The organism is Micromonospora sp. NPDC005206 (genome assembly GCF_040608175.1).
Lineage (GTDB): Bacteria > Actinomycetota > Actinomycetes > Mycobacteriales > Micromonosporaceae > Micromonospora.
In genome coordinates this window covers 140,336-164,966 of the sequence record NZ_JBEXHU010000004.1, presented here as the reverse complement: position 1 = coordinate 164,966, position 24,631 = coordinate 140,336, and the positions used below count along the sequence as shown (strand labels likewise).

The window sequence follows — 24,631 nt, the reverse complement described above, 5'->3', positions numbered from 1 at the left end:
AACACCGGCTCACTCCTCGCGCTCACTGTTGCCGTCCCTCCCATTGCTGCGTCAACCGACCCTGCGCCCCGACCGACCCGACCAGGTGGCCCAACCACCGCTCGTCGGCCGTCGGGAAGTCCTCCCGCCAGTGGCAACCCCGGGTCTCACCGCGCGCGTACGCGGCGGCCACCAACGTCGACGCCACGGTGAGCAGGTTCGTCGCCTCCCAGTCGGCCGTCCGCGGCCGACCTCGGGCGGTGCCCATCTCGGTCAGCGTCCCGGCCGTCTCGGCCAGCGTGGCAGCCGAACGGAGCACCCCGGCGCCCCGGGTCATCGCCCGTTGCAGGGCCGGCGTCGCCTCGGCCGGCAGCACCCAGCCCGCACCACCGCGCCACGCGCCGGTGTCCGCCGGTCGGACCTGCTCGGGCAGGCCCGCCGCGATGTCGTCGGCGATCCGCCGGGAGAAGACCAGACCCTCCAGCAGCGAATTGCTGGCCAGGCGGTTCGCGCCGTGCACACCCGTGCAGGCGACCTCGCCGCACGCGTACAGGCCGGGAATCGAGGTGCGGCCGAAAAGATCGGTGCGGACACCGCCGGAGGCGTAGTGCGCGGCCGGGGCGACCGGGATCAGGTCCGTGGCCGGGTCGACACCGATCGCCAGGCAGGACGCCACGATGGTCGGGAACCGCCCGGCCAGGAACTCCCCGCCCAGGTGCCGGGCGTCGAGGAAGACGTGGTCCGCGCCGGTGGCGAGCAGCACCCGGTGGATGCCCTTGGCCACGACGTCCCGGGGAGCCAGCTCGGCCAGCTCGTGCTGGCCCACCATGAACCGCTTGCCGTCCCCGTCCACCAGGTACGCGCCCTCGCCGCGCAGCGCCTCGGAGACCAGCGGCTGCTGCGCGTGCCCGGCGCCGGGCACACCGGCACCGGGCGGTGTCATGAGGGCGGTCGGATGGAACTGGACGAACTCCACGTCGGTCACCGCCGCGCCCGCCCGCATCGCCAGCGCCACCCCGTCCCCGGTGGAGACCGCCGGGTTGGTGGTGGCCGCGAAGATCTGACCCATCCCGCCGGTGGCCAGCACCACCGCCCGGGCCAGCAGCGCTCCGACGCCGTCCTCGCTGCCCTCGCCGAGCACGTGCAGGGTGATCCCGCAGGCCCGGCCGAGCCCGTCCGGGCCGTCGCCGGGAGCGCGCAGCAGGTCCAGCACCAGGGCGTGCTCGACCAACCGGATCCACGGGTCCCGCTGAACCGCCGCGTGCAGGGCCCGCTGCACCTCGGCCCCGGTGGCGTCCCCGCCGGCGTGCACGATCCGGTCCGCCCGGTGCCCGCCCTCACGGGTCAGCATCAACGAGCCGTCCGGGTGGCGGTCGAACTCGGCGCCGATCCGGATCAGCTCCCGCAGTCGGACCGGGCCCTCCTCAACCAGCACCTGGACAGCCGCCGGGTCGCAGAGCCCGACGCCGGCGACCTCGGTGTCCGAGGCGTGCGCCGCCGGAGTGTCCCGCGGATCGAGGACCGCCGCGATGCCGCCCTGCGCCCACCGGGTCGAGCCGTCATCGATATTGACCTTGGTGACCACCGTGACGTGCAGGCCCGCCTCGCGCAGGTGCAGCGCCGCGGTCAACCCGGCAACCCCGGAACCCACCACGATCACGTCGGTGGTCTCCACCCAGCCGGGCACGGGCGCGGCCAGCAACGGGGGCAGGGCCGGCAGGTCGACGGTCGGAAGGTCCATCCCCCCAGTCAACCCGAACCGTCCTCGTCCGGGGCGCCGGGGGCGGGACGAGTGGTATGGGCTACCCCGTCCCGCGCCCACCGTGCCGCGCCGACCGGCGGGCGATGGTCACTTCGTCCGGACCGGCAGCCCCGCCGGGCCCGCGCTCCGCAGCGAGCCGGTCACCGTACGGTCGCTGAGCCACAGGTAGCAGCGGACCCCGCGGTCACCGACCCGCCAGCGCCCCGCACCCGGCGGGCGAACGACCACTCCGCTGCGGAACCGCAGCTCGGCGTCGTCCGGCACCCCCACGTACCGGCCGAGGACGCTGCGACAACCCGTGTAGAGCGGAGCCCAGTCGGCATCCCGGGTCGGGTACGGCCGGTCCGTCGCTCGCCAGACCCCGACGAACTCGGCGTCGTGCCGAGCGCCGCACTCCACCGGGATCAGCGTCTCCACGCCCCGGCCGGCCCCGCCGCGGGTCTGCTGACAGCCCAGCCGCGGCCCGGAGGTCCCCTTCAACGCGTCCCGCAGGCTGCCCGACCGGACCACCACCGTGGCCGCCGCCTCCACCGTGGTCAGCTCGCTGAGGTCGCACCGGTACCAGCGGGATCCGGCCGCCCAGCCCGGCGCCGAGGGCAGCGCCACCGACAGCCGCAGCCGGCCCGCCCGCCAGTCGTCGCCCACGTACCCGGTGGCCCGGGTGTCGCAGTCGGCGAACGCGCCACGGAGCTCCGCCGAGCCACCGGCCGGGGCGGTGGCCCGCTCGACCGGCAAAGCGCCGACGTGCACGGTCTCCAACCGGTGCGGGCCGGCGCAGTCCATCGGCTGGTAGCTGGCCAGGGTGACCACGTCGGTGAAGTCGGCGGTCTGACACACCCCGGCGACCGGGGTGAACGCCGCCGCCGGCGGCAGGGCCGCCCAGTCATCGGTCAGATCACCGTCCATGCCGCCGTCTTCGGCGCAGCCGACCAGCAGAACTGCCGTGACGGCAGCGGCGAGCAGGGTCGTCATCGCACGGCGCATCGCGGCCTCCCCCAGCCACTGACCAGCTTCCGACGGCGTGACAAGGGTAACCGGAAATGACCTTCCGGTGACAGACCGGAATCGCCGCGCGGATCAGGCGCTGGCCACGGCCAGCGGGCTCGGCACCGGGTCGCCGGCCGTGCCCGGAGCCGCCGCAGCCGGATCGGCGCCCAGCTCGACCACCCGGTTGTCGGCGTCCACGTGCACCACCCGCGGCCGGTACGACCGGGCCTCGGCGTCGTCCATCTGCCCGTACGAGATCAGGATGACCAGGTCACCAGGGTGCACCAGGTGCGCGGCCGCGCCGTTGATGCCGATCACGCCACTGCCCCGCTCGCCCGGGATGACGTACGTCTCCAGCCGGGCACCGTTGGTGATGTCCACGATCGCCACCTGCTCGCCGGGGAGCAGGTCGGCGGCGTCGAGCAGATCCTCGTCCACCGTCACCGAACCGACGTAGTGCAGGTCGGCCTGGGTCACCGTGGCGCGGTGGATCTTCGACTTGAGCATGGTCCGCAGCATCGGGATGGCCTTTCGCGAAAGTGGTGGAGGGTGCGGCCGGGTCAGGGGCGGGGAGCGAGGTGGATGGCCGCGTTGTCGATCAACCGCGTGGCGCCCACCCACGCGGCGATCACCAGCCGCGCCGGCCCGGACACCGGCCCCGGCTCCAGCTCCGGATCGGTGAGCACCAGGTAGTCGAGCCGGGCACCCGGCGTACCGGCGCCGAACGCGGCGTGCGCGGCGGTCAGCACCGCCCCCGCGTCCAGACCGGCATCGGCGGCCTGGGCACCGGCCCGCAGCGCGGCGTACAGGCTCAGCGCGGCGGCCCGCTCGGGCCCGCTCAGGTAGCGGTTACGGCTGGACAGGGCCAACCCGTCCGGCTCCCGGACGGTCGGCACACCGACCACCTCGACCGGCACGTCCAGATCCCGGGCCATCCGCCGGACCAGGGTGAGCTGCTGGTAGTCCTTCTCTCCGAAGAACGCCAGGTCCGGCTGGGTGAGCTGGAACAGCTTCAGCACCACGGTGAGGACCCCGTGGAAGAAGCCGGGGCGGCTCGCGCCCTCCAACTCCCCGCCGAGCGGGCCCGGGTCGAGCCGCACCCGGGGCTGGCCGTCCGGGTACATCTCGGCCACCGACGGGACGAAGACCACGTCGGCGCCGGCCCGACGGCACACCTCGAGGTCCGCGTCCAGGGTCCGCGGATAGCGGTCGAAGTCCTCGTTCGGCCCGAACTGCAACGGGTTCACGAAGATCGTCACCAGCACGTGGTCGGCCCGGTCCCGCGCCGCGCGCAGCAGCGTCTCGTGCCCGGAGTGCAGGGCACCCATGGTCATCACCACACCGACCGTGCCCTTCAGCCCGGCACGAGCCTCGGCCAGGTCGGCGCGGGTGTGCACAAGCTGCGTCATCGCGTCACCTCGGTCCAGCACTGCGGGGCTCGCAAGATCGGCTCACTCCTGGCGCTCACGCGTTCACCTGCCGGGTGGTGTCGGCGAGCACGCCGAGCAGCGACTGCGCGTCCACCGGCCGCAGCCGGCCGGCGGCGATCGCCCGGTCGGCGGTACGCCGGGCCAGCGCCAGGTACGCGGGAACGGACTCCGGGGCGGTCGCGGCCAACCGGGCCAGGTGCCGCTGGACCGTGCCCGCGTCGCCACGCGAGACCGGGCCGGTGAGCGCGTCGTCGCCGAGCCGCAGCGCGTTCTCCAGGGCCGCCCGCAGCAACGGGGCGAGCACCTTCTCCGGCCGGGCCACCCCGGCGTCGCGCAGCCGGTCGGTGGCCTCGTTCACCAGGGTCACCAGGTGGTTCGCGCCGTGGGCCAGCGCGGCGTGGTACAGCGGGCGGTCGGCCTCGCCCACCCACTCGGGCACTCCGCCGAGGTCGGCGACCAGTCGGGCGGCCAGGGGGCGCAACTCCGCCGGAGCGGTCACCCCGTACGAGATGCCGGCCAGCAGGGTCAGGTCGTCCGGCGTACCGGTGAAGGTCATCGCCGGGTGCAGGGCGAGCGGCCGGGTGCCCACCGCGACGGCCGGCGCCAGCACGGCCAGCCCGTGGGCGCCGGAGGTGTGCGCGACGATCTGGCCCGGGCGCAGCGCGCCCCGGTCGGCGAGGTCGGCCACCACACCGGCCAGCGCGTCGTCCGGCACCGCGAGCAGCAGCAGGTCGGTGGCGGCGTGGGCGACAGCGGAAACCGGGCGCCGGGGCACCTCCGGCAGCAGCAGGGCGAGCCGGGCACGGCTGGCTCCGGAGCCGCCGGTGACGGCGACCACCCGGTGGCCGGCGGCGGCGAGTGCGGCGCCCAGCACGGCACCGACCCGGCCGGCGCCAACGACACCGACGGTGAGCAGACGGGAGGTGGCGGGGGGAGCACCGAGAACGGCGGGCCCGTGAGGGGCGGCCGGACGCGGGCGCAGCGGTGCGCTCATGACGACGATCCAGTCCTCGAGAAGGGGTACCGGTCGATCGCAAGTATGCGCCCGCGTCACAGAGCCGAAACAGGATGTGTGAAAACGTTCACCACCGAAGAAAGGGCCCCTTGTTAAGGCCTCCGGTTGTACAAGGGCCCCTTCCCAACCGCTGCGGGACCAGCGGCGGGGGGGGCATCACCCGGCTACCCGGGCAGCGGGGTGGAGGTCACGGCCGACCACGGTCGGGGCATGCCCCCGGGGCCGACGTGATCGCGCGCAGCTCGGTGGCCACCTCGGCGATCAGGTCGGTGAGCGGGGCGTCGCTGTCGGGCGCGACCCAACGGGCGTACGCAACCCGGAAGACCGTGACACCCGACTCGGTGGCCAGGGTGGCCGTGGTCTCGCCGAGGCCCTTGGCCCGCAGCGCGGCAATGACCGCGGCCACCATTGAGGTCCCTTTGCGCAGCTCACGCTCCTGCAGCTCGGGGCTGCTCGCAATGATGGACTGGCGCACCCGGACCAGCTCGAGGCGGTCGGCGAAGATTTCCTCCGCCACCCGACGGAAGGCGGCGACGACCGCCTCGAAAGGGGCGGCGTCCGTCTCGGCCACCGCCTTGACCAGGACCTCCTCCAGGTGCCCGCCGCCGCTGAAGAGCGCCTCCCGCTTGTCGCCGAAGAGCCGGTAGAAGGTGCGTTTGTCGAGACCGGCGCGGGCGGCGATGTCGGCGACCGTCGTCTGCTCGAACCCGCGCTCGCGGAACAGCTCGAAGGCGGCCGCCTCCAGGCGGCCGCGCGCGTCCGGTTGCCAGCGGGCCATGTGGCGATGGTATCCGATGTCACACCGTGACATTATTTCGTCCGAGGGATGTCGCGCGGTGACATCGCGAGCTACGGTGATGTCGCCACGTGACATCGGTACTCACACGAAGGAACCACCATGCGCGTATTCGTCACAGGTGCCTCCGGCCATCTCGGCTCTGCGGTCGTGCCGGAACTGCTCTCCGCCGGGCACGAAGTCGTCGGCCTGGCACGCTCAGACGCGTCCGCCGCCACGATCGAGAAGCTCGGCGCCCAGGCACGCCGCGGCGACCTGTCCGACCTCGACGTGCTTCGGGAAGAGGCGGCCGCCTCCGACGGGGTGATCCACCTGGCGTTCCGCCACGACCTCATGATCAACGGCGACCTGGCCGGTGCCGCCGCGGCCGATCTGGACGCCCTCAAGGCACTCGCCGACGGCTTGGACGGCTCCGGCAAACCCCTCGTCGGCACGACCGGAACGGCCATGCTCGCGATGGGCGACATCGTCGGCCGCCCCGGCACCGAACGCGACACCTTCCCGAGCGGCGGCTACCGGATCGACGCGGAGAACTTCGTAGCCAACCTCGCCTCCCGCGATGTGCGCTCCTCCATCGTCCGGCTCGCGCCCACGGTGCACAGCTCGCTCGACCACTACGGCTTCATCACCGCCATCATCGCGGCCGCCCGGCAGAACGGGTACGCCGCATATGTCGGCGAGGGCGCCAACCGGTGGCCGGCCGTGCACACGCTCGACGCGGCCGAGCTCTACCGGCTCGCCCTCGAAAGGGCCCCGGCCGGTGCGCGCCTGCACGGAGCCGCCGACGAGGGAGTCCCCTTCCAGCAGATCGCCGCTGCCATCGGCCGCAACCTCGACATCCCGGTCCGAAGCATCAGCGCCGATGAGGCGAACGACCACTTCGGCTTCCTCGGGTCGTTCGTGCAGCTGGACAATCCGACGTCGTCCGCGATCACACGCGAACTGCTGGACTGGACCCCCTCCCACCCCGGCCTGATCGCCGACCTGGACGCAGGGCACTACTTCCAGGCATGAGCCGTGAACGGCGGCCCTGACTCCTGCCGGGACACCGGCAGTTCCTGTCCGGCACTCGGCCGGGTGCGCGGGTCGATCCGCCAGGTGACCGTAGGGTCGGCACGGTGACGCACCCCGAACCCGGACTGAGCTGATGGCGATGCTGTGGCGGGACGCGATGAGCCAGGCCCTCTACGGGCCGGACGGCTTCTTCGTCGCCGGCACCGGGCCGGCCGATCACTTCCGAACCAGCGTGCACGCCTCCCCGGCGTTCGCCAGCGCACTGCTACGCCTGATCGCAGAGGTGGACACAGCCCTTGGCCACCCGTCGCGGCTGGACGTGGTCGACGTGGGCGCTGGGCGGGGCGAGCTGTTGCATGCCCTACATGGGCTTGTCGCGTTCGAGGGCGCCGTCGGGCTCGCGGTGGGGGTTTCCGGGGAGCCCACCCGCTCCGGGCGGTCAGGCTTGATCCCTCCGCGGGCGGGCTCCCCGGAAACCCTGACTCCCACGGCCTCCGCCCGGCGGTTGAGTGACGAGCCGTCGGCGGTCGCCGTTCGTCCGTCGCTCGCGGAACGCGTGCGGTTCACGGCAGTCGAGTTGGCGCCCCGTCCCGAGCACCTACCGGAGGAGATCGGGTGGGTGTCTGAGATTCCTGCTGGGATCAATGGGGTGCTGCTGGCAACCGAGTGGTTGGACAACGTTCCGCTGGACGTGGCGGTGCACACGACAGATGGCTGGCGATATGTGTTGGTCGATCCCGAGAGCGGTGCGGAGACGGTTGGTGAGCTGGTCAGTCCTGCTGATCTTGATTGGCTGACGGAGTGGTGGCCCACGGACTCGGCCTCCCCAGGTGCGGACAGCGACCCAGATCTGGCATTGACCAGGACGGACGCGACCAGCGCGAGCGAGTCGGGTTTCCGGGCAGCCCGGCCGGCGCAGGGATCAAGCCTGACCGCCCGGAGCCGGCCGGGCTGCCCGGAAACCCCCCACAGCGACCACCGCGCAGAAATCGGAAGGACGCGGGACGAAGCGTGGGCCGGCGCAGTAGGCAGGATCGAACGCGGGCTGGCGGTCGCGGTCGACTACGGACATCTGCGGGAGAGCCGGCCGGTCGACGGGACGTTGACCGGGTACCGGGCCGGGCGGCAGGTGCCTCCGGTGCCGGACGGTTCGAGTGATGTGACCGCGCACGTGGCCATGGACTCGGTCGCCTCCGCCGGTGCGGCGGTCGCTCGGTGTGCGTACTCCCTGGTCTCGCAGCGGGAGGCGCTGCGGGCGCTCGGGGCCGACGGCGGCCGACCGCCGCTGAGCCTGGCCGGCACCGACCCGGCGGGGTACGTGCGGGCGCTGGCCGCCGCGTCGGCGGTGGCCGAGCTGACCGACCCGGCCGGGCTCGGCGGGCACTGGTGGCTGCGCCAACCGGTCGGCATCCCGCTCGGTCCGGCCGTGGCACGATGACGGACATGACCACCGACGCCGGGGACCTCCGTGAACTGACCGTCGGCACCGGGGCCGGCCTGGTCGCCGGCACCGGCGATCAGCAGCTCGGCACCGACATGGTGCTGAACATCGGCCCGCAGCACCCCTCCACCCACGGCGTGCTGCGGCTGAAGCTGGTACTCGACGGCGAGCGGGTGATCGCCTGCGAACCGATCATCGGCTACATGCACCGGGGGGCGGAAAAGCTCTTCGAGGTACGCGACTACCGGCAGATCATCGTGCTGGCCAACCGGCACGACTGGCTCTCGGCGTTCTCCAACGAGCTGGGTGTCGTGCTCGCGGTGGAGCGGCTGATGGGCATGGAGGTGCCCGAGCGGGCCACCTGGCTGCGGATGGCGCTGGCCGAGCTGAACCGGGTGCTCAACCACCTGATGTTCCTCGGCTCCTACCCGCTGGAGATCGGCGCGATCACGCCGGTCTTCTACGCCTTCCGGGAGCGGGAGACCATCCAGGCGGTGATGGAGGAGGTCTCCGGCGGGCGGATCCACTACATGTTCAACCGGGTGGGTGGCCTCAAGGAGGAGGTGCCGTACGGCTGGACCGGCCGGGCCCGCGCGGCGATCGGCGAGGTACGCCGGCGGCTCCCCGACCTGGACCACCTGATCCGGCGCAACGAGATCTTCCTGGCCCGGACGGTGGGCGTGGGCGTGCTCTCCGCCGCGGACGCCGCCGCGTTCGGCGCGTCCGGGCCGGTGGCCCGGGCGTCCGGGCTCGACCTGGACCTACGCCGCGACGATCCCTACCTGGCCTACGACCAGCTGGACGTGCCGGTGGTCACCCGCACCGCCGGTGACTGCCACGCCCGTTTCGAGGTGCTGCTCGACCAGGTGTACGCCTCGCTGGACCTCGCCGAGCAGTGCCTGGACCGGGTGGACCAGCTGACCGGGCCGATCAACACCCGCCTCCCGAAGGTGCTCAAGGCGCCGGAGGGGCACACCTACGCCTGGACCGAGAACCCGCTCGGCATCAACGGCTACTACCTGGTGTCCCGGGGTGAGAAGACGCCCTGGCGGTTGAAGCTGCGCACCGCGTCGTACGCCAACGTGCAGGCACTGTCCACCCTACTGCCCGGTTGCCTGGTGCCGGACCTGATCGCCATCCTCGGCTCGATGTTCTTCGTGGTCGGCGACATCGACAAGTGACCGGTCAGCGCCAGCGGTCGGTGGCCGGGGCACCCCCGGCGCGCGGCACATCGTCCTGCGGCGGGTAGCCGTACCGCTCGTCGACCCGGCGTCGGCCGGCCCGCTCCGGCGCGGGCTCCGCCTGGTGGCCCCGCTGGCGCGGCGGGCGCCACTCGTCCGGCACCGGCACGCCGCCCACCGGCAGCGCCGGCCGGTCCGTCGGCTCGTCCCGCCAACCGCCGTCGCGGTCGTGCCGGCGCGCCGGCTCGTCCCGCTGGTACGGCTCGCGCTCGTCGTACCGGCGCGGCTCGTCGTAGTGGCGCGCGTCCTCGTGCCGGCGGGACTCCTCGTGGCGGACGGAGGCCCAGCGGTCGGCCACCCGGTACTCGGCGCCCGTGGCGTCGGCGTGCACCTCGGCCCGGCGCTCCCCGACCCGCAACTCACGGCCGTTCTCGTCGTCCCGAACGGCGGCCCACCGGTCACCGGCCCGCAGCTGCGACCAGTACTCACCGGTGTCGTCGGCCCGCAGAGCCGGTCCGGGCTGCGCCGCGGCCGTCGCCCGGTCGGGTTCCCGCTGTTCCGACCAGCCGCGGTCGTCGGGGCCCGCCCACGAATCCGGCTGCGACCGGCCCGCGACGGGCTGCGGCCGGGCCTCCCAGCCGGGCTCGTCGGGCTGGGAGTACGCGTCGCGCGGATCGGTCCACTCCGGCTCGTCGCGGCGGGCCGTCCAGCCGGGCTCACCCCGGGTCGCGGGCTGCGCCCCCCGGGAACGCTCCTCCGCGCCGCCACCCCGGGTCCACTCCTGCGCCGGCGGGGTCCACTGCCCGGCGTACCCGCCGCCGTACCGCGCACCAGGCTCCGCCGGACCGCCGTCCACCACGGTGTGCCGGGTGGTGACGTGCACGGTCTCGGTGTGCCGCACCACCCCGACCGGGCGGCGCGCCGACTCGGGGCGGTCGTGCTCACGAGGGCGGGGCACGGAGCCGTACCCGGCGGCGGCCGGCCGTTCCGGGCCGTACCCGGCGGCCGGTCGTTCCGCGCCGTACAGCCCGGCGGCCGGCGGCTCGGCACCGGCGTCGGGGGCCTCCCGGTGGTACGCCGGCTCATCATCGTCCGCGCGCTCGGGGCGGCCCCACCGGGCACCGGCGTCCTCCGAGGGCGACACCCGGACGCGGCCCGCCGGGGCGTCGCCGGGCACCGACACGCGGCTGTGGGCGACCGGGACATCGTCGACTGGCTCGCCAACCGGCACCCGCGCCCGGCCGGCGCCCGCCAGTTCCGCGGCGGCGGGTGCGCCGCCGGCGAGCGCAGCGCCGCTGGCGTCGAGGCGGCGGCGGACGGCGACGACACCCTCCTGGGCCCGCTGTGCCTGGTCGAGCGCTTGGTTACCGCGCTGCGCGGCGGCGACGATCTCGGCGCGCAGCTCCCGGCGGAGTTCCTCGATTTCGTCCAGCAGCTCATCGGCTCGCGCCGAGGCGTCCTCACCGTCGGGCCGCAGCGCGATGGACAGGCCGATCAGCACCACCGCCAGGATGGCGAGCACCGCCGCGAAGCGCAGCGGGCCGTTGCCGTCGGCGACCAGCAGGATCAGCGCCGCCACCGGAGCGAGGCCCACCCCGGCCCAGAAGAGCAGGGTGAGCAGCGGCGGTTGACGCCGGGCATCGGGGGCGACCGGGGCTGGCATGGCTGTGCAGCCTACCGAGGATCCCCGCTCAGGGGAACGGACCTGAACACCCCTCGGGGAACTTGACCTGGCCATCCATCGCCGCATCTACCGAGCCAACGGTATCGGCGCGGTGACCGAAGTCCGGCTCAACACCGTTACACCGACAACGTCCGGGACCCCAACGGCTCCGCCACGGGGTGCGGCCAGAAGAACACCTCCGGTTCGTCGTACGCGCTGCAGTACCGGGTGTGCTCTGGTGAGGCGTGCACCGGCTGGGCGCGGGCGTACTGACCTGACGACGCCCCCGACCCGATGAGGTCGGGGGCGTCGTCAGCGCCTCAGAATGCGGCTCAGCTGGTGGCGAACGCGCCGTCCGACGAGAAGATCAGGCCCACGCTGATGGTGCCGGTGCGCAGCCCGTTCTTGGTCAGCGGCCCGCCCTGGTCCAGCGAGGAGAACGAGCCCACCGACAGCCCGTACGTCTTCTCCAGGCCCGGCTTGCAGAACGGACGCTGCTGGCACTCCGGCGGACCACCCAGCACGGTCGCGTTGCCCGAGCACTTCGCGGCCAGCTCGGACAGGGTCCGCACGCCGTACTTGTCGGCGAAGGCCTGCGTGACCGCGAAGGCGTTCTGGTCCTGTGCGGCGGCCGGGGCGCCGAAGGTGATGCCCACCTTGTCGCCTTCGGCCTTCAGCGCGGTCACCGTGTTGTTGATGTCGGGCGAGGAGACCGGCTGGGCGTTCTGGCCGTTGGCCTTGGTGTTGAGGAACTCCGCCATGGTCGCCGCGTACTCCGGGACGACCTGCACCTCGCCCTTCTCCAGCGCCGGCTCGTAGAGCTCCCGGTTGCCGATCTGCTGAACCTTGACCTGGTAGCCGGCGGCGGTGAGCGCGATCCGGTACAGCTCGCCCAGGGTCTGGCTCTCGGCGAAGTTGCCGGCTCCCACCACGATCTCGCCACCCGGACCCTTGGCTACACCCGCGGTGACGTTGTTGGCGGAAGCGAACTCCTCGGCCGCCACCTTGGGGGTCTTACGGTCGTCGTTGACGGCCTTGTTGAGCTGGATCAGCTTCGGGGTGTCGAGCACGGCGGAGACCTTGTCCAGCGCGGCGATCAACTGCGGGTTGGCCGCCTTGCTGTTGACCGCCGGGATGATGTTGTCGGAGTTCTGGAGTTTCTTGTCGTCCTGCAGTGCGATGAGCTGCTGCCCGGCGACCGGGGCGCACCCGGCCCCGGAGGCGCCCTGCTTGGGCGCGTCGGTGCCGGACGAACCAGCGTCACCGCACCCGGTCAGAAGCCCTGCCGCGGCGACGGCGCCGACCGCGCCGATCGCCAGACGTGTACGTGCGCGCATGTGCCCGCCTTCCGTGTCCCGGCGCGACCCGTCCCGGGCCGGCCGCGTGTCCGACGGGCGATCCTGACTGTCGGCCGCCCGCGAATGTCCACCCAACATCCTCCGGGACCGACCGACAACCTGAGGTGGAGTTCGTCACCGCATCGTCACCGACAACTCGCTGCCGGTCGCCGGCTCGTCGACCGATCACCCGAACGGGTCGTCCCGCGGACGAAACGGGCTCAGATCAGGCGCGGCCGGTGGCGTCGGCGGGGCGGGGTCGTCCCGCGCGGTGCCGGTCGCGCCGCAGCGGACGGGGGGTGACCAGCCGTTCGACACCGCCCAGGACCAGCTCGGCCAGCAACGCGAGCCCGGCCACGAGCACACCGCCGGCCAGGATCTGACCCCCGCCGGCCGCGATACTCAGGCCGAAGCCGGTACGGATGATCTCCCCGAGGCCGCCGCCGTTGACGAACGAGGCCAGCGCGGCGGTGGCGATCACCTGCACTGCGGCCGTCCGGAACCCGGCGGCCAGGTAGGGGATCGCGAGCGGCAGCTCCACCCGGCGCAGCACCTGCCCGCCGGACAGGCCCATCCCGCGGGCCGCGTCGAGCGCCTCCACGTCCGCCTGGCGTACGCCGGTGTACGCGTTGGCCAGCAGCGGCGGAACGGCGAAGACGGCCAGCGCCACCACCACCGGCGTACGGCCGAAGCCGAGGAACGTCAACGGCAGGATGGTCAGCAGCGCGAGGGTCGGGATGGCCAGCGTGGCGTTGGACACCAGCACCACCAGGCCACCACCCCGCCCGGTGTGCCCCAGCCAGAGTCCGAGCGGCCAGGCCACCAGGCAGCCGAGAGCCACCGCCGCGGCGGAGATCTCCAGATGCTCACCGAGCCGGTCCAGGATGCCGCCGGGATTGGTCCAGTTCAGCGGGTCGTTGAGCCACATCACCGCCTGGCGCACCGGGCTCGCCGCGACACTCACCGCACGCCCCGGGCGGACCAGGGGGTGACCAGCCGGCCGATGAGGACCAGCAGCAGGTCCAGGAGCACCGCGAGCGCCACGCTGAGCACCGTGCCGGTCATGATCTCGGCCTTGTAGAGGTTGTTCTGGAAACCCGCGAAGATCAGCTGCCCGAGCCCGCCGTGCCCGACCAGCACCCCCACGGTGACCAGCGCGACCGTCGACACGGTGGCCAGCCGCAGCCCGGTCATGATGCCCGGGATCGCCAGCGGCAGGTCGATCCGGAACAGCCGGCCCCACCGGCCGTAGCCCATGCCCTCGGCGGCCTCGCGGACCTCGGGCGGCACCTGGTTGAGCCCCGCCACCACGTTGCGGACGATCAGCAGCAGCGCGTACAGGACCAGGCCGACCAGCACGGTGGTGGCGCCGGTGCCCAGGTAGGGCGCGATGAACGCGAACAGGGCCAGCGACGGAATGGTGTAGATCACGCCCGTGACGCCGAGGATGGGCCCGGCCAGCGGGCGGAACCAGTACGCGAGCACGGACAACGGCAGGGCGATCAGCACCGCGATCAGCACCGCGCGCCCGGTGAGGGAGGCGTGTTCACCCACCGCCGCGACGATCGTGTCAGAGTTGTCCCGCACGTACTGCCAGGAGAACCAGGGGTTACCCGGGTCAGCCAGGTAGCTCAGGCGGAAGGACATACGTGGACGTTACCCCGGAGGCTGCCGGCGGGACCGGCTCCCCTCGCGCGGCGTCGATCTCCCTTCAGGGCATCCAGAAGCGCTACCCGAACGGCACCGAGGCCGTCCGGGACCTCACCCTGGAGGTCAGGGCCGGCGAGCTGGTGGTGCTGATCGGCCCGTCCGGCTGCGGCAAGTCGACGGTGCTCCGAATGGTCAATCGGCTGATCGAGCCCACCGCCGGGCGGATCTTGCTCGGTGACGAGGACGTCACCGACGTCGACCCGGTGCGGCTGCGCCGCCGGATCGGCTACGTGATCCAGAACGTCGGGCTGTTTCCACACCAGACGGTCCGGGCGAACGTGGCCACCGTGCCCGGGCTGCTCGGCTGGTCCCGTGACCAGACCCGGGTCCGGGTCGACGAGCTGCTCGACCTGGTCGGCTTGGACCCGGCCCAGTTCGGCCGCCGCTACCCGCACGAACTGTCGGGTGGGCAGCGGCAGCGGGTCGGGGTGGCCCGTGCGCTCGCCGCCGACCCCGTGGTGCTCCTGATGGACGAGCCGTTCTCGGCCGTCGACCCGATCGTCCGGGCCCGTCTCCAGGAGGAGTTCCTCCGACTCCAGGCCGAGGTCCGCAAGACGATCCTGCTGGTCACCCACGACCTCGACGAGGCGGTCCGGCTCGGCGACCGGATCGCGGTGCTCTCCCAGGGCGGACACCTGGAGCAGTACGACACGCCGGCCGCCCTGCTCGGCGCGCCCGCCACCCCGTTCGTGCGCGAGTTCGTCGGGGCCGACCGGGGCATCCGCCGGCTCGCGGTCACCCAGCTCGACCGGGACGCGCTGGAGCCGGTGCCCGGCGACGCCGAGGCGGACCTGCCCACCGTGCCGCTGGACGGCTCCGCGTACGACGCGCTGGCGGTGCTGCTCACGTCCGGACGGGACCGGCTCGTGGTGACCGACGGCGGCCGACCCGTGGGCGCGCTCAGCCGGCAGCGCCTGCTCGACCTCGGTCGCGTGACGGGCTGACCCGCCCGGCTCGACCGGTCGGGTCAGGCCCGGCCGCCGAGGCTGGCGGCGCCGATGATCCAACCGCAGAGGAAGCCGTAGCCGGCGCCGCTGCTGGCGTCCTGCAACGCGCCGAGCAGCGACGGGTCCGGGCCGAACGGCGCCGCCAGCACGGCGGCGAGCCCACCGGCCAGCACGTACGCGGCCCAGCCGGAGAAGAACTGGCTGACCGGGCCCGGCACCCGGGCCACCTGGGCGGCGGGCAGCAGGTAGAGCAGAGCCACCGCGAGGACCACCAGCAGGACGGCCCCCAGGTCGGCGGCGAGCAACCCGCCGGGCTGCCCGTCCGCGTCCAGCCGCCAGGCGGGCCAGGCGAGCAGACGCAGGTAGTAAGCGCCGGCCGACGCCGGGTCGGTCTGCGTGCCGACCCATCCGGTGTACGCCGGGCTGCCGCAGATCCCGACCAGCAGCAGCACGGCGAGCGCGCCGGTGCCGGCGGCCGTCCCGTACCGGCTGGCCGAGCCGGTGCGGGTGAACCGCGCGATGATCCGCCCAGGCCCCGAGCCGACCGACCGGGTGGACCTGGGCCGCCCCGGCCGGCTCAGTGCTTCAACAGGTAGTCGATGAAGGCGGCCCGCAGCAGCGGGGCCGACTCCTCGTAACCGTGGCCGGTCAGCTCCCGCCACAGAGCATTCGCCTCGTCGATGGTCGGGCCGATCGAATTCGGCGCGCCGTCCAGCACCGTCGCCTCGTCCGCGTTCGGCAGGTGCCGCAGCACCGACCAGTAGAAACCCACGTCACGGTGCTCCCGGGCCCGGGCGAACGCCCGCTCCCGCAGCTCCTCGGTAGAAAGCGCGTCGAGCTCCTCGAACGAGGATCCGCCGGGGGTGGCGGCAGGTGTGTCGGTCATGCCGCCGAGCCTAACGGTCGAGATTAGCTCCGGCTCAGCGGACGCGACACGGCTCACCGCTCGCCGTCGTCCCACCGGCGCGGGCTGTCCTCCCAGCGCGGATCCCGCCACGGGTCGACCGGTTGCGGCGCGGCCGGCGCCGGCAGGGTGGGCGGCCAGGTGTCGACCGGCTGCGACCGCGGCATCGTCCAGCCCGTGCTGATCGTGCCGTCGCCGACCGGCTCGGGCGTGTCGGTGCTGCCCGTCCGAGGCCGCCCGAACGTCTCGACCAGCCGGGTGACCAGCAGTCCGACGCCGAGCGCGACGCCGCCGACCGTCCAGTGGTCGAACGTCCAGCCGCGCGCCAGCGCGTACGCCTGAAAGACCGTGACCAGGCCCACCGCCAGCAGAGTGCCGAACAGGCCACCCCGACGGCCGTACGCGCTGGTGCCGCCGAGCAGAGCCACCCCGATCGCCAGCACGGTCCAGTCCAGCCCGGGATCGGGTGTGACCGGCCCGGGGCCGTTGGCGGCGAGCAGCACGCCGGCGAGGGCGGCAAGCACGGTGGAGCCGACCAGCGCGAACGCGGTGACCACGGCAGCCATCACTCCCCGGCGACGGGCCGGATCGGTGACCGGCCGGTACCGGCCGACCAGCCGGCGGATCGCCCGGATGGCACCGAACAGCCCGCCGAGGACCGCCACCGCGGCGAAACCGGCGAAGAGGTAGCCGGCGCTCCGCCCGGGGTCGTAGTCGCCCTGCACCAGCACGGGCGCCGACCGGCGTTCGATGTACACCACCACCCCGGCGGCGCCGGCGAGACTGGCCGCCCAGCCCGGCACGTGCAGAACCACCACCGCCAGCGCCAGCGCCAGCCCGGCCAGCGCGGCGACTCCGACCGCCGGACCGACCGACGCCACCAGACCCTGGTCACCCTGCTCCGCGTAGTGCAGCGCGGCGGCGACCGCGACCGGCCCGACGGCCAGGTTCGGAGCGGCGGTACGCAGGCTCAGCCCGGCCGCGAGGGTGAGCAGCCCGAGCCCGACCAGGCCGACCAGCAGGGTGCGCAGGCTGTCGCCACGCAGCACGTTCGAGTCGGCCCGCCAGAGCAGCCAGCCCAGAGTGGTGACACCGGCCAGCAGCAGGACCTCCCACCCCAGGTGCACGCCGACCCGGTCCCGACCGGGCTCACCTTGGCTGGGGTCGTCGAAGACGTTCTCCAGAACGGCGGCGGGCACCCCGGACGAGGGCTCGACCGACCCTTCCCGGACCGCTTCTTCGTACCCCATGACGCCGCCTCCCCAGTGGCCGGCCGTCCCCGGTCCGGTACACGCGGACGGACCGGGGCGGCCGTTGCTCTCCGATCGCAGGCACCGTACCCGCGCCCGGAGCCGGGCGTAACCCCCTGGTCAGCGCTGGCCGGGGCGGCTCTCCCGCTGGTCGGGCTCACGCTCGTCGTCCGGGCGCTCCGGCACCCGGCAGGAACGCTCAAGCCAGAGCGCGGCGCCCACCAGCGCCAGCGAGGCGAGCAGACCGCCCCCGGCGGCCGGCCGATCCTCCGTGGCGGCCCGCGTGGTCTCGACGAAGAGCCAGCCGGTCAGCCCGGCGTAGAAGCCGGCGAAAATGGCCGCGGCCAGCGCCGACGCCTTGGCCAGCACCACGAACCGGGCGACCATCAGCGGGTTGACCGGATCACGGCCGGGCTTGCGTGCGATGCGGCCCCGGGTATTGACGGCGGCGTACGCCTCGAGCACGGCGAGCGCCGCCAGCGTCACCACCGGCAGCCAGGGCAGCCGGGGAATGCCGCTGTAGTAGAGGGTGCTGATCAGCAGCCAGGCCACCGCCGCCGCGGCCAGGGCGGCCACGACCAGGCTGGAGATCCGGGTGGGGCCCATCCGCGACCGGTCCGGGCCCGGCCCGCCCGGTGGTGGGGACTTCGCCTGCGTCATGCCGGCCGGCTCCGCTCGGTCATGCCGTCGACTCTAACGCCAGTTCCGGTCGGGGGCGCAGATCCAGCGCGTCGTCGGCGACCGGACCAACGGTGAGCAGGTCGGTCAGCCAGCCGTGACCGGGCAGCCGCCCGTACGGCTGGATGTCGATCCACGGTCGCAGTACGAAGGCGCGCAGGTGCGCCCGGGGGTGCGGCAGGGTCAGCTCGGGATCGTCGCTGAGCACCGGCTCGTCGTCGTCCCCCCAGACCGCGATCACGTCCACGTCGAGGGTGCGCGGCCCGAACCGCCGCTGCGGGTCACGGACCCGGCCGGCCGCGCGCTCCGCGGCCCACGCCCGCTCCAGCCAGTCCCGTGGGGTGGCGGCGTCGTCCTGGGCCAGCAGCACCGCGTTGAGGTACGCGGGCTGATCGGCGTCACCCCACGGTGGAGTCTCGTACACGCCGGAGAGCACCAGCACGCTGTCCCCGAGCGTGGCGACGGCCGTACGCAGGTGGCCCAGCCGATCGCCCAGGTTGCTGCCGAGCGAGAGCACGGCCCGGGTCACCGGGCACGCGCCCGGCTCATGGTGACGGCCACGTCGGTGAAGGTGTGCGGCACCGGCGCCTCCGGCTTGTGCACGGTGACGGTGGCGCTGGCGACCCGCTCGTCGGCCAGGCAGACCGCGAGCAGCCGGTCGGCGAGGGTCTCGATCAGGTTGACCGGCTCGCCGGTCACCACCGCGACCAGGCGTTCGGCCAGCTCGCCGTAGTGGACGGTGAAGTTGACATCGTCGGTGGCGGCGGCCGGGGCGAGGTCCAGCTCCAGTACGGCGTCGACGACGAAATCCTGTCCCTGGACCCGTTCGAAGTCGTACACCCCGTGCCGGCCCCGGGCCCGCAGGCCGGTCAGCTCGATTCGGTCGGTCATCGCTTTCCCTCTCGCTCGTGACCGGCATGGGCGGGGGCCACACGCGGTCTGCCGGTGGCGACCCAGACGGCGAGCGCGTCGGCGGTGGCCTGGACGTCGTGCACGCGTACCCCCCAGGCGCCCGCCGCGACCGCGAGCACGCTGGTGGCGACGGTGGCCGCCTCCCGCTGCGCGGTGGGTCGCGGCGTCCCGTCCGGGGCGGCGAGCAACCGGCCGAGGTAGGACTTGCGGCTGGCGCCGAAGAGCAGCGGGTATCCGAGGTCGAGCAGCTCCGGCAGGCGGGCGCTGAGCTCCCAGTTGTGCGCCGCCGTCTTGGCGAAGCCGAGGCCGGGGTCGATGACGATGCGGTCGGCGGCCACCCCGGCGGCCAGCGCCGCGTCGATCCGCTGGACCAGCTCGGCCCGGACGTCGGCCACCACGTCGGTGTAGCTGGCCAGGTCGCGCATTCCTCGGGAGTGGCCACGCCAGTGCATCAGCACCCAGGGACAGCCCGCGTCGCGGACCACCCGGGCCATGTCCGGGTCGGCCAGTCCGCCGGAGACGTCGTTGACGACGACCGCGCCAGCACCCAGTGCGGCCTCGGCCACCCGGGCGCGGCTGGTGTCGATGCTGACCGGCACGCCGGCGGCGGTCAGCTCGCGGATGACCGGCAGCACCCGGTCGGCCTCGGTCGCCGCGTCGATCCTCTCAGCGCCCGGGCGGGTCGACTCACCGCCGACGTCGACCAGGTGTGCACCGGCCTCGCGCAGACGGACGCCGTGTCCGACGGCCGCGCCGAGGTCGGCGTACCGTCCGCCGTCGGAGAAGGAGTCCGGCGTGACGTTGAGGACGCCCATCACCACCGGGCCCGGGGCCCGCACCAGATCGGTCACGACTAGACGGTACCGGTGGTAGCGGTGGACCCGACCAGCCCGGGTCGGCCCCCGATCACCATCCCTGACGTGCGCATTGGAACAGGTGTACGATCGGTCGTCCGGGCAGTATCAGGCAGTCCCTTCGCGGCTTGTCGCAATCCGGGGCGGCCCGTACGCTTTGGAATTGGCCAGCATCGAGATGGCGAAGCCTGGAGGGAGGGCCGAAGCGGGGAAAAACCGCCCAAAGCTCGCCACTCTCTGTGGTGAGTAACGAACGCAGGGTCGAGAACGCTGCGCCCTGTGAGCACATTTCCCGCCAGGCTTGCCTACTGCACCGCCGCGGCACCGCCGGCCGCGATATGGGGAGGTTCCAGTGATCGCCTTCGAGCTCATGGAGACGGCGTCGTCCGGCGTCGCCCACGCGCTCTCCACCCTGGCGTCCGCTCCGCTCGCCGAGCCGGCACCGAAGGGGATCGACACCAACAGTGTGGTCACCTTCTTCGCCAGCAAGATCGCGCCGATCCTGCTCGCCGTGCTGGGCGTCATCTTCATCGGGCGGGCCAGCCGGGGCGAGATCTCCAAGGTGCTGACCAGCTCCGCGATCGCGATCGTCGGGCTGGCGTTCATCGCCGGCGCGGCCACACTCTTCTTCGTCGGCGATTACCTGATCGACCTGATCTTCGAATAGGCGCGTTCCCAGATGCGGCTGCGCACCGACGACGACATCTACCGGGCCCGCCTGGTCTACCTCGGGCCGCCCGGCTACACCCTTCCGGTCCACCTGCCGTACGCCCAGTACGGGCTCTTCATGCTGCTCGTCCCCCTCTACATGTTCATCCACTGGCTGTTCACGCTGACGGTCGAGCTCTTCCCGGCCTGGGAGATCGCGCTCGCCATCGTGACCACGTCGTTCATCTTCCGGCACGTCGACCCGGACCGGCCGGCGCGGGTGGTCATCCGCACCGCGCTGACCGACTGGCGACGCACCCGGGAGCCGGCGATCGAGCAGCGCGACCCGCGCCTGGTCGGCAGCCGGATCAGGATCCGGGAGGAGCTGGCATGACCGGGCGTACGCCGATCGGTCCGTCGCACGACGCGGGTAAGAGGCTGTCGGTAGACCTCGGGGCGAGCGAGGCGGAGTCCAGGCGGCGATCCGGCAAGGCGGGGATTGGTCCGGATACAACACCGGTATCCGGACCAATTTCCAACGCCGCCGGTCGTCGGCTGGGCCCGCCGCAGCCGCTGCGGGGTGTCCCGACAGTCTCTAAGGCGGTCGCATGAGTCGCTCTTCCACGCCGGGTTCCCCGGCCGGCCGTCCGGCCGCGCCGGCAGGTCACGGTGCGCAGTCATTCGACTACACCGAATCCGAGGACGAGGTGGCGCTCGATCCCGCGCTGGTGACGTCGCCCGGCCACGGTGCGGTCGGGGTCTTCCAGGCCCCCCGTCCAGTGCCCCGCCGGACGCCGCCCGCCGAGCCGAGCGCGGTGTCGGCCGGCGAGAACGCCGACATCGACTCCCCGTTCCTGGATCTCTTCGACGCGTCCCGGCCGGGCGCGACGCATGCCGCCCCGGCGCCCCGGGAACAGCCGGCGATCCCGCAGCAGCAGCCGCCCGCCGCCGAGCCGTCCCGACCGGCCCACCGGGTGCCGGACCGGGCACCCGACCTGGAACCGCCCTGGGCCCACGACGACGCGCCCACCAGCAGCGGACGGCCGGTCGAGCCGCGTCGCCGCGGCGGCAGTCCCGCGGGCGAGTCCCGGGTGCCACACCAGGCCGGCGACCGGCTTCCGATGCTCCGGACATCGAACGAGGCCGACCCGACCGCCGCGGGTGCGCCCACGTCGTCGACCACCGACGCGACGACCCGACCGCCCAGCGCCGCGCCGGTCGGCCGCCCGACGGCACCGCCGGCCGGGCCGTCCAGCGCCGCCCCGACGGACCGGCCGGCCCTGGAACGCGCGCCACGCCGCAGCCCGGCGCGACCGGGACCGGGCGGCGCGGAGCCGACCGGGCGGGAAATAGCCGCGCCCCGGCAAAAGGCCGTGAGCCGACAGGACCGGCCGACCCGGCCGGTCCGCGTCCGCGCCCCGAAGATCAAATTTGGGGACCGGGACCCATCAGTCGAACTGGCCATCACCGAGATCGCCGGCCACCTGACCTTCACCCCGAACACGGTCACCGCCTGGTACTGGCTGCCCGAGGTGCGCTGGGCCTTCCGGCCCGACGCCGAACGCGAGGCGTTGCTCTCGGCGATCTCCGAGCAGTACGCCGGCCTGGCCGGCTTCCGGCTGCACCTGCGCCGCACCACCCGGCCGTTCCCCGCCGACGAGTGGGCCCGCACCATCGACGCGCACACCCCGGCGCCGCTGCCCGACGTGCCCGGCACCACCGGCTGGGCCGACCACCTGGTCGCCGCCCAGCGGCACCTGATGGCGGTCAACCACGCCGAGGGGCAGACCTACCTGGGCGTCACCTTCGCCCGCCGGTCGCTCGGTGACTCGCTCACCGAACGGTTGCTGCGCACCTTCGGGCGGGGCACCGCCGATGGGGAACGCCGCAAGCTGGGCCGCACCGTGGAGCAGTTCGACGAAGTGCTCGGCGCCTTCGGCATGCGCGGTCGGCGGGTCACCGCCCAGGAGCTGGAGTGGTTGCTCTACCGCTCGGTGGCGCTGTGCATGGCGCCTCCGGGCACGCTCTCCCCGGTGACCAACGGTCACTGGGAGCGCGGTGACCTGCTCGCCCTGACCGAGCAGGTCGAGCGCTACCGCACCCCGTACGGCTCGACCGTGAAGCTGGTCAACCGCATGACCGGCGAGGAACGGCACGTCGCCGTGCTCGCCGTCGGCCGGATGGAGCCGCTGGAGATCCCGGAACGGCACGAGCCGTGGCTGCACTTCCACGAGCGCCTGCCCTGGCCGATGGAGATCTCCACCCGGGTCGACATCCTCGGCTCCGGCGACTCGTTCCGCAATCTCGAACACCGGCTGCGGATGATCCGCTCACAGCAGCTCGACTACGCCGAACATGGCATCGACGCGCCGCCCGAGTTGGAGCGGCTGGCCAAGCGCGCCTTGGTGATCGGCGACGAGATGACCACCGGGCTGCCGGTCGACTCGGCCCGCGCTCACGGCTGGCACCGGATCGCGGTCGGCGGCCGGACCCGGGAGGAGTGCCTGGAACGGGCCCGTCGGCTCATCCAGCTCTACTCCCGGGAGCTGCGCATCTCGCTCCAGCACCCGAAGAACCAGGACTGGCTGGCCCGCGAGTTCATCCCCGGCGAGCCGATCGCCAACACCGGCTACGTCCGTCGGATGCCGGTCCCGCTGCTCGCCGCCGCGCTCCCCCAGGCCGCCTCAAACGTCGGCGACCGGCGGGGCGACCTGATCGGCCGGACCGCCGGCACCTGCCGCCGCCCGGTCTTCCTCGACCTGCACTTCCCCATGGAGGTACGGGAACGCTCCGGGCTCGCGGTCTTCGTGGCGGAGCCGGGCGGCGGCAAGTCGACCCTGCTCGGCGCGCTGGGCTACCTGGCCGCACGGCGAGGGGTCCAGGTGACCCTGCTCGACCCGTCCGGGCCGCTGGCCCGGCTCTGCGCCATGCCGGAGCTGCGGCCGTACTCCCGGGTGCTGAACCTGACCGGCTCCGAGCACGGCACCCTGGCGCCCTACTCGCTGATCCCGACGCCGCTGCGCAGTGAGTTCGGCGCCGGCGCCTCCGGCGACCGTGAGTTCGAGATCGCGGTCTCCAACGCCCGGGCCGAGCGCCGGATGCTGGTCCAGGACATCTGCATGATGCTGGTGCCGCCGCAGGTGGCCCGCGAGGCGTCCACCGCCACCCTGTTCCGGCACGCGGTCCGTCAGGTTCCCGCCGAGGAGACCTCCACCCTGGACGACGTGGTGAGCTGCCTCGGGCAACTCGACGACGACGCCGGGAAGGAACTGGCCAACCTCCTGCTCGACACCGCCGAGATGCCACTGGCCATGCTCTTCTTCGGCCGACCGCCGGAGGGGCTGCTCGGCGCCGACGCGGCGCTCACGGTGATCACCATGGCCGGGCTGCGGCTGCCCGACCTCAAGATCGAACGGGAGTACTGGTCCGCCGAGGAGGCACTCGCCCTGCCGATGCTGCACACCGCGCACCGGCTCGCCGTCCGCCGCTGCTACGGCGGATCCATGTCGTCGCGCAAGCTCGTCGGCCTGGACGAGGCGCACTTCATGGAGGGCTGGCGGTCCGGGCGGTCGTTCCTCGTCCGGCTCGCTCGGGACTCCCGCAAGTGGAACCTTGCCGCACTCGTCGCCTCTCAGAACCCGCGCGACATCCTCGGCCTCGACGTGCAGAACCTCGTCTCCACCGTCTTCGTCGGCCGGATCGCCGAAGACGCCGAGATCGCCTCCGAAGCGCTGCGACTGCTCCGGGTGCCCGTCAACGACGGGTATGAGGCCACCCTGGCGTCGCTCTCCGCCGCCGACACCAGCTCGGCCAACCGCCTCGGCTTCCGCGAGTTCGTGATGCGCGACGTCGACGGGCGGGTGCAGAAGGTTCGCGTCGACGTCTCTTACGTCAAAGGGCTGCTGGACCACCTCGACACGACGCCCGCCGCGATCGCCGCAGCGGCCGGAGTACTCCCGAGCATCCCCCTGCCGGATCTGGAGGCGTGACATGGCTAGGGGCCGCGTCGAGGTCCTCGGTCGAGCCGAGGCGGAGCCCAGACGACGTCCGGCAAGGCGGAGGTTCGGCCGGACACCGGCGTTGCATCCGGACGGACCTCCAACGCAGCCGGTCGTCGTCTCGG

At 73.2% G+C, this 24,631-nt stretch carries 24 protein-coding genes; 7 read left to right on the top strand and 17 right to left on the bottom strand.

Translation table 11 applies throughout. The features are described 5' to 3' along the window. Nucleotides 1-22: 22 nt before the first annotated feature. The 6 genes from ABZU69_RS06875 to ABZU69_RS06850 all read right to left on the bottom strand — a co-directional run bounded on the left by ABZU69_RS06875 (nt 23) and on the right by ABZU69_RS06850 (nt 5,951). On the bottom strand, nt 23-1,720 hold the full coding sequence (locus tag ABZU69_RS06875) for an L-aspartate oxidase (RefSeq protein ID WP_354963445.1): 1,698 nt from the start codon (nt 1,718-1,720) through the stop codon (nt 23-25). A 108-nt stretch (nt 1,721-1,828) separates the two neighbouring features. Continuing rightward, a complete protein-coding gene (locus ABZU69_RS06870) occupies nt 1,829-2,725 on the bottom strand; it encodes a septum formation family protein (RefSeq protein ID WP_354963444.1) in 897 nt (298 codons plus the stop codon). Between the two features lie 93 nt (nt 2,726-2,818). Next, nucleotides 2,819-3,247: an aspartate 1-decarboxylase gene (panD, locus tag ABZU69_RS06865; protein WP_089018653.1), complete on the bottom strand. Its 429-nt coding sequence runs from the start codon at nt 3,245-3,247 to the stop codon at nt 2,819-2,821. Nucleotides 3,248-3,288: 41 nt separating this feature from the next. After that, nucleotides 3,289-4,137, bottom strand: coding sequence for a pantoate--beta-alanine ligase (panC, locus tag ABZU69_RS06860; protein ID WP_354963443.1), 849 nt, complete (start codon nt 4,135-4,137; stop codon nt 3,289-3,291). 55 nt (nt 4,138-4,192) lie between these two features. Further along, entirely contained in the window at nt 4,193-5,152 is a 960-nt protein-coding gene (locus ABZU69_RS06855; RefSeq protein ID WP_354963442.1) for a Rossmann-like and DUF2520 domain-containing protein, read from the bottom strand. 208 nt (nt 5,153-5,360) lie between these two features. Next, the gene (locus ABZU69_RS06850; protein WP_354963441.1) at nt 5,361-5,951 is read right to left on the bottom strand and encodes a TetR family transcriptional regulator; all 591 of its coding nucleotides are present in this window, start codon (nt 5,949-5,951) and stop codon (nt 5,361-5,363) included. Between the two features lie 120 nt (nt 5,952-6,071). On the opposite strand from ABZU69_RS06850, the gene ABZU69_RS06845 reads away from it, so the two are divergent. The 3 genes from ABZU69_RS06845 (at nt 6,072) to ABZU69_RS06835 (ending at nt 9,605) form a co-directional block, all read left to right on the top strand. Then, complete coding sequence (locus tag ABZU69_RS06845) at nt 6,072-6,983, top strand: SDR family oxidoreductase (RefSeq protein WP_354963440.1); 912 nt, start codon at nt 6,072-6,074, stop codon at nt 6,981-6,983. A gap of 133 nt (nt 6,984-7,116) precedes the next feature. Beyond that, the gene (locus ABZU69_RS06840; RefSeq protein ID WP_354963439.1) at nt 7,117-8,421 is read left to right on the top strand and encodes an SAM-dependent methyltransferase; all 1,305 of its coding nucleotides are present in this window, start codon (nt 7,117-7,119) and stop codon (nt 8,419-8,421) included. After that, nucleotides 8,418-9,605 (top strand): NADH-quinone oxidoreductase subunit D, encoded by a 1,188-nt coding sequence (locus ABZU69_RS06835; RefSeq protein WP_354963438.1) that lies wholly within the window; start codon nt 8,418-8,420, stop codon nt 9,603-9,605. The genes ABZU69_RS06840 and ABZU69_RS06835 overlap by 4 nt, the downstream gene beginning before the upstream one ends. Nucleotides 9,606-9,609: 4 nt before the next feature. Here ABZU69_RS06835 and ABZU69_RS06830 read toward each other — a convergent pair whose 3' ends face one another. The 4 genes from ABZU69_RS06830 to ABZU69_RS06815 form a co-directional block, all read right to left on the bottom strand. Then, on the bottom strand, nt 9,610-11,268 hold the full coding sequence (locus ABZU69_RS06830; protein ID WP_354963437.1) for a hypothetical protein: 1,659 nt from the start codon (nt 11,266-11,268) through the stop codon (nt 9,610-9,612). Nucleotides 11,269-11,600: 332 nt separating this feature from the next. Next, nucleotides 11,601-12,605, bottom strand: coding sequence for a glycine betaine ABC transporter substrate-binding protein (locus tag ABZU69_RS06825; protein ID WP_354963436.1), 1,005 nt, complete (start codon nt 12,603-12,605; stop codon nt 11,601-11,603). Between the two features lie 226 nt (nt 12,606-12,831). After that, entirely contained in the window at nt 12,832-13,533 is a 702-nt protein-coding gene (locus tag ABZU69_RS06820) for an ABC transporter permease (protein WP_354963662.1), read from the bottom strand. A gap of 32 nt (nt 13,534-13,565) precedes the next feature. Beyond that, the gene (locus ABZU69_RS06815; RefSeq protein WP_354963435.1) at nt 13,566-14,252 is read right to left on the bottom strand and encodes an ABC transporter permease; all 687 of its coding nucleotides are present in this window, start codon (nt 14,250-14,252) and stop codon (nt 13,566-13,568) included. Between the two features lie 2 nt (nt 14,253-14,254). Here ABZU69_RS06815 and ABZU69_RS06810 point away from each other — a divergent pair, with 2 nt between their 5' ends. Beyond that, nucleotides 14,255-15,259, top strand: coding sequence for an ABC transporter ATP-binding protein (locus tag ABZU69_RS06810; protein WP_354963434.1), 1,005 nt, complete (start codon nt 14,255-14,257; stop codon nt 15,257-15,259). Between the two features lie 23 nt (nt 15,260-15,282). Here the strand turns inward: ABZU69_RS06810 and ABZU69_RS06805 are convergent, their stop codons facing one another. The 7 genes from ABZU69_RS06805 to folP all read right to left on the bottom strand — a co-directional run bounded on the left by ABZU69_RS06805 (nt 15,283) and on the right by folP (nt 19,857). After that, complete coding sequence (locus tag ABZU69_RS06805) at nt 15,283-15,714, bottom strand: hypothetical protein (protein WP_354963433.1); 432 nt, start codon at nt 15,712-15,714, stop codon at nt 15,283-15,285. A gap of 125 nt (nt 15,715-15,839) precedes the next feature. After that, complete coding sequence (locus ABZU69_RS06800) at nt 15,840-16,148, bottom strand: hypothetical protein (RefSeq protein WP_089021851.1); 309 nt, start codon at nt 16,146-16,148, stop codon at nt 15,840-15,842. Between the two features lie 53 nt (nt 16,149-16,201). Then, the gene (locus ABZU69_RS06795; RefSeq protein ID WP_354963432.1) at nt 16,202-17,416 is read right to left on the bottom strand and encodes an ABC transporter permease; all 1,215 of its coding nucleotides are present in this window, start codon (nt 17,414-17,416) and stop codon (nt 16,202-16,204) included. Between the two features lie 120 nt (nt 17,417-17,536). Beyond that, entirely contained in the window at nt 17,537-18,076 is a 540-nt protein-coding gene (locus ABZU69_RS06790) for a DUF3180 domain-containing protein (RefSeq protein WP_354963431.1), read from the bottom strand. Between the two features lie 19 nt (nt 18,077-18,095). Further along, entirely contained in the window at nt 18,096-18,623 is a 528-nt protein-coding gene (gene folK, locus ABZU69_RS06785; protein WP_354963430.1) for a 2-amino-4-hydroxy-6-hydroxymethyldihydropteridine diphosphokinase, read from the bottom strand. Beyond that, nucleotides 18,620-18,985 carry a dihydroneopterin aldolase gene (folB, locus tag ABZU69_RS06780; protein ID WP_354963429.1) on the bottom strand — a complete coding sequence of 122 codons (366 nt, stop codon included), beginning with the start codon at nt 18,983-18,985 and terminating at the stop codon, nt 18,620-18,622. Before folB ends, folK begins: the two co-directional genes overlap by 4 nt. Then, on the bottom strand, nt 18,982-19,857 hold the full coding sequence (gene folP, locus ABZU69_RS06775) for a dihydropteroate synthase (RefSeq protein ID WP_354963428.1): 876 nt from the start codon (nt 19,855-19,857) through the stop codon (nt 18,982-18,984). The genes folB and folP overlap by 4 nt, the downstream gene beginning before the upstream one ends. A gap of 355 nt (nt 19,858-20,212) precedes the next feature. Here folP and ABZU69_RS06770 point away from each other — a divergent pair, with 355 nt between their 5' ends. From ABZU69_RS06770 to ABZU69_RS06760, 3 genes are all read left to right on the top strand, one after another. Continuing rightward, nucleotides 20,213-20,527 carry a hypothetical protein gene (locus ABZU69_RS06770; RefSeq protein ID WP_030327982.1) on the top strand — a complete coding sequence of 105 codons (315 nt, stop codon included), beginning with the start codon at nt 20,213-20,215 and terminating at the stop codon, nt 20,525-20,527. A 12-nt stretch (nt 20,528-20,539) separates the two neighbouring features. Continuing rightward, a complete protein-coding gene (locus ABZU69_RS06765) occupies nt 20,540-20,902 on the top strand; it encodes a hypothetical protein (RefSeq protein WP_007466101.1) in 363 nt (120 codons plus the stop codon). A gap of 214 nt (nt 20,903-21,116) precedes the next feature. After that, nucleotides 21,117-24,497, top strand: a complete 3,381-nt coding sequence (locus tag ABZU69_RS06760; protein ID WP_354963427.1) for an ATP-binding protein — start codon at nt 21,117-21,119, stop codon at nt 24,495-24,497. Nucleotides 24,498-24,631 lie beyond the last annotated feature (134 nt).

Bases quoted from the DNA above. Each gene is read 5' to 3' on its own strand.
- ABZU69_RS06875 (WP_354963445.1), bottom strand. From the start codon at position 1,720: ATGGACCTTCCGACCGTCGACCTGCCGGCCCTGCCCCCGTTGCTGGCC.
- ABZU69_RS06870 (WP_354963444.1), bottom strand. From the start codon at position 2,725: ATGCGCCGTGCGATGACGACCCTGCTCGCCGCTGCCGTCACGGCAGTT.
- panD (WP_089018653.1), bottom strand. From the start codon at position 3,247: ATGCTGCGGACCATGCTCAAGTCGAAGATCCACCGCGCCACGGTGACC.
- panC (WP_354963443.1), bottom strand. From the start codon at position 4,137: ATGACGCAGCTTGTGCACACCCGCGCCGACCTGGCCGAGGCTCGTGCC.
- ABZU69_RS06855 (WP_354963442.1), bottom strand. From the start codon at position 5,152: ATGAGCGCACCGCTGCGCCCGCGTCCGGCCGCCCCTCACGGGCCCGCC.
- ABZU69_RS06850 (WP_354963441.1), bottom strand. From the start codon at position 5,951: ATGGCCCGCTGGCAACCGGACGCGCGCGGCCGCCTGGAGGCGGCCGCC.
- ABZU69_RS06845 (WP_354963440.1), top strand. From the start codon at position 6,072: ATGCGCGTATTCGTCACAGGTGCCTCCGGCCATCTCGGCTCTGCGGTC.
- ABZU69_RS06840 (WP_354963439.1), top strand. From the start codon at position 7,117: ATGGCGATGCTGTGGCGGGACGCGATGAGCCAGGCCCTCTACGGGCCG.
- ABZU69_RS06835 (WP_354963438.1), top strand. From the start codon at position 8,418: ATGACGGACATGACCACCGACGCCGGGGACCTCCGTGAACTGACCGTC.
- ABZU69_RS06830 (WP_354963437.1), bottom strand. From the start codon at position 11,268: ATGCCAGCCCCGGTCGCCCCCGATGCCCGGCGTCAACCGCCGCTGCTC.
- ABZU69_RS06825 (WP_354963436.1), bottom strand. From the start codon at position 12,605: ATGCGCGCACGTACACGTCTGGCGATCGGCGCGGTCGGCGCCGTCGCC.
- ABZU69_RS06820 (WP_354963662.1), bottom strand. From the start codon at position 13,533: ATGTGGCTCAACGACCCGCTGAACTGGACCAATCCCGGCGGCATCCTG.
- ABZU69_RS06815 (WP_354963435.1), bottom strand. From the start codon at position 14,252: ATGTCCTTCCGCCTGAGCTACCTGGCTGACCCGGGTAACCCCTGGTTC.
- ABZU69_RS06800 (WP_089021851.1), bottom strand. From the start codon at position 16,148: ATGACCGACACACCTGCCGCCACCCCCGGCGGATCCTCGTTCGAGGAG.
- ABZU69_RS06795 (WP_354963432.1), bottom strand. From the start codon at position 17,416: ATGGGGTACGAAGAAGCGGTCCGGGAAGGGTCGGTCGAGCCCTCGTCC.
- ABZU69_RS06790 (WP_354963431.1), bottom strand. From the start codon at position 18,076: ATGACGCAGGCGAAGTCCCCACCACCGGGCGGGCCGGGCCCGGACCGG.
- folB (WP_354963429.1), bottom strand. From the start codon at position 18,985: ATGACCGACCGAATCGAGCTGACCGGCCTGCGGGCCCGGGGCCGGCAC.
- ABZU69_RS06765 (WP_007466101.1), top strand. From the start codon at position 20,540: ATGCGGCTGCGCACCGACGACGACATCTACCGGGCCCGCCTGGTCTAC.
- ABZU69_RS06760 (WP_354963427.1), top strand. From the start codon at position 21,117: ATGAGTCGCTCTTCCACGCCGGGTTCCCCGGCCGGCCGTCCGGCCGCG.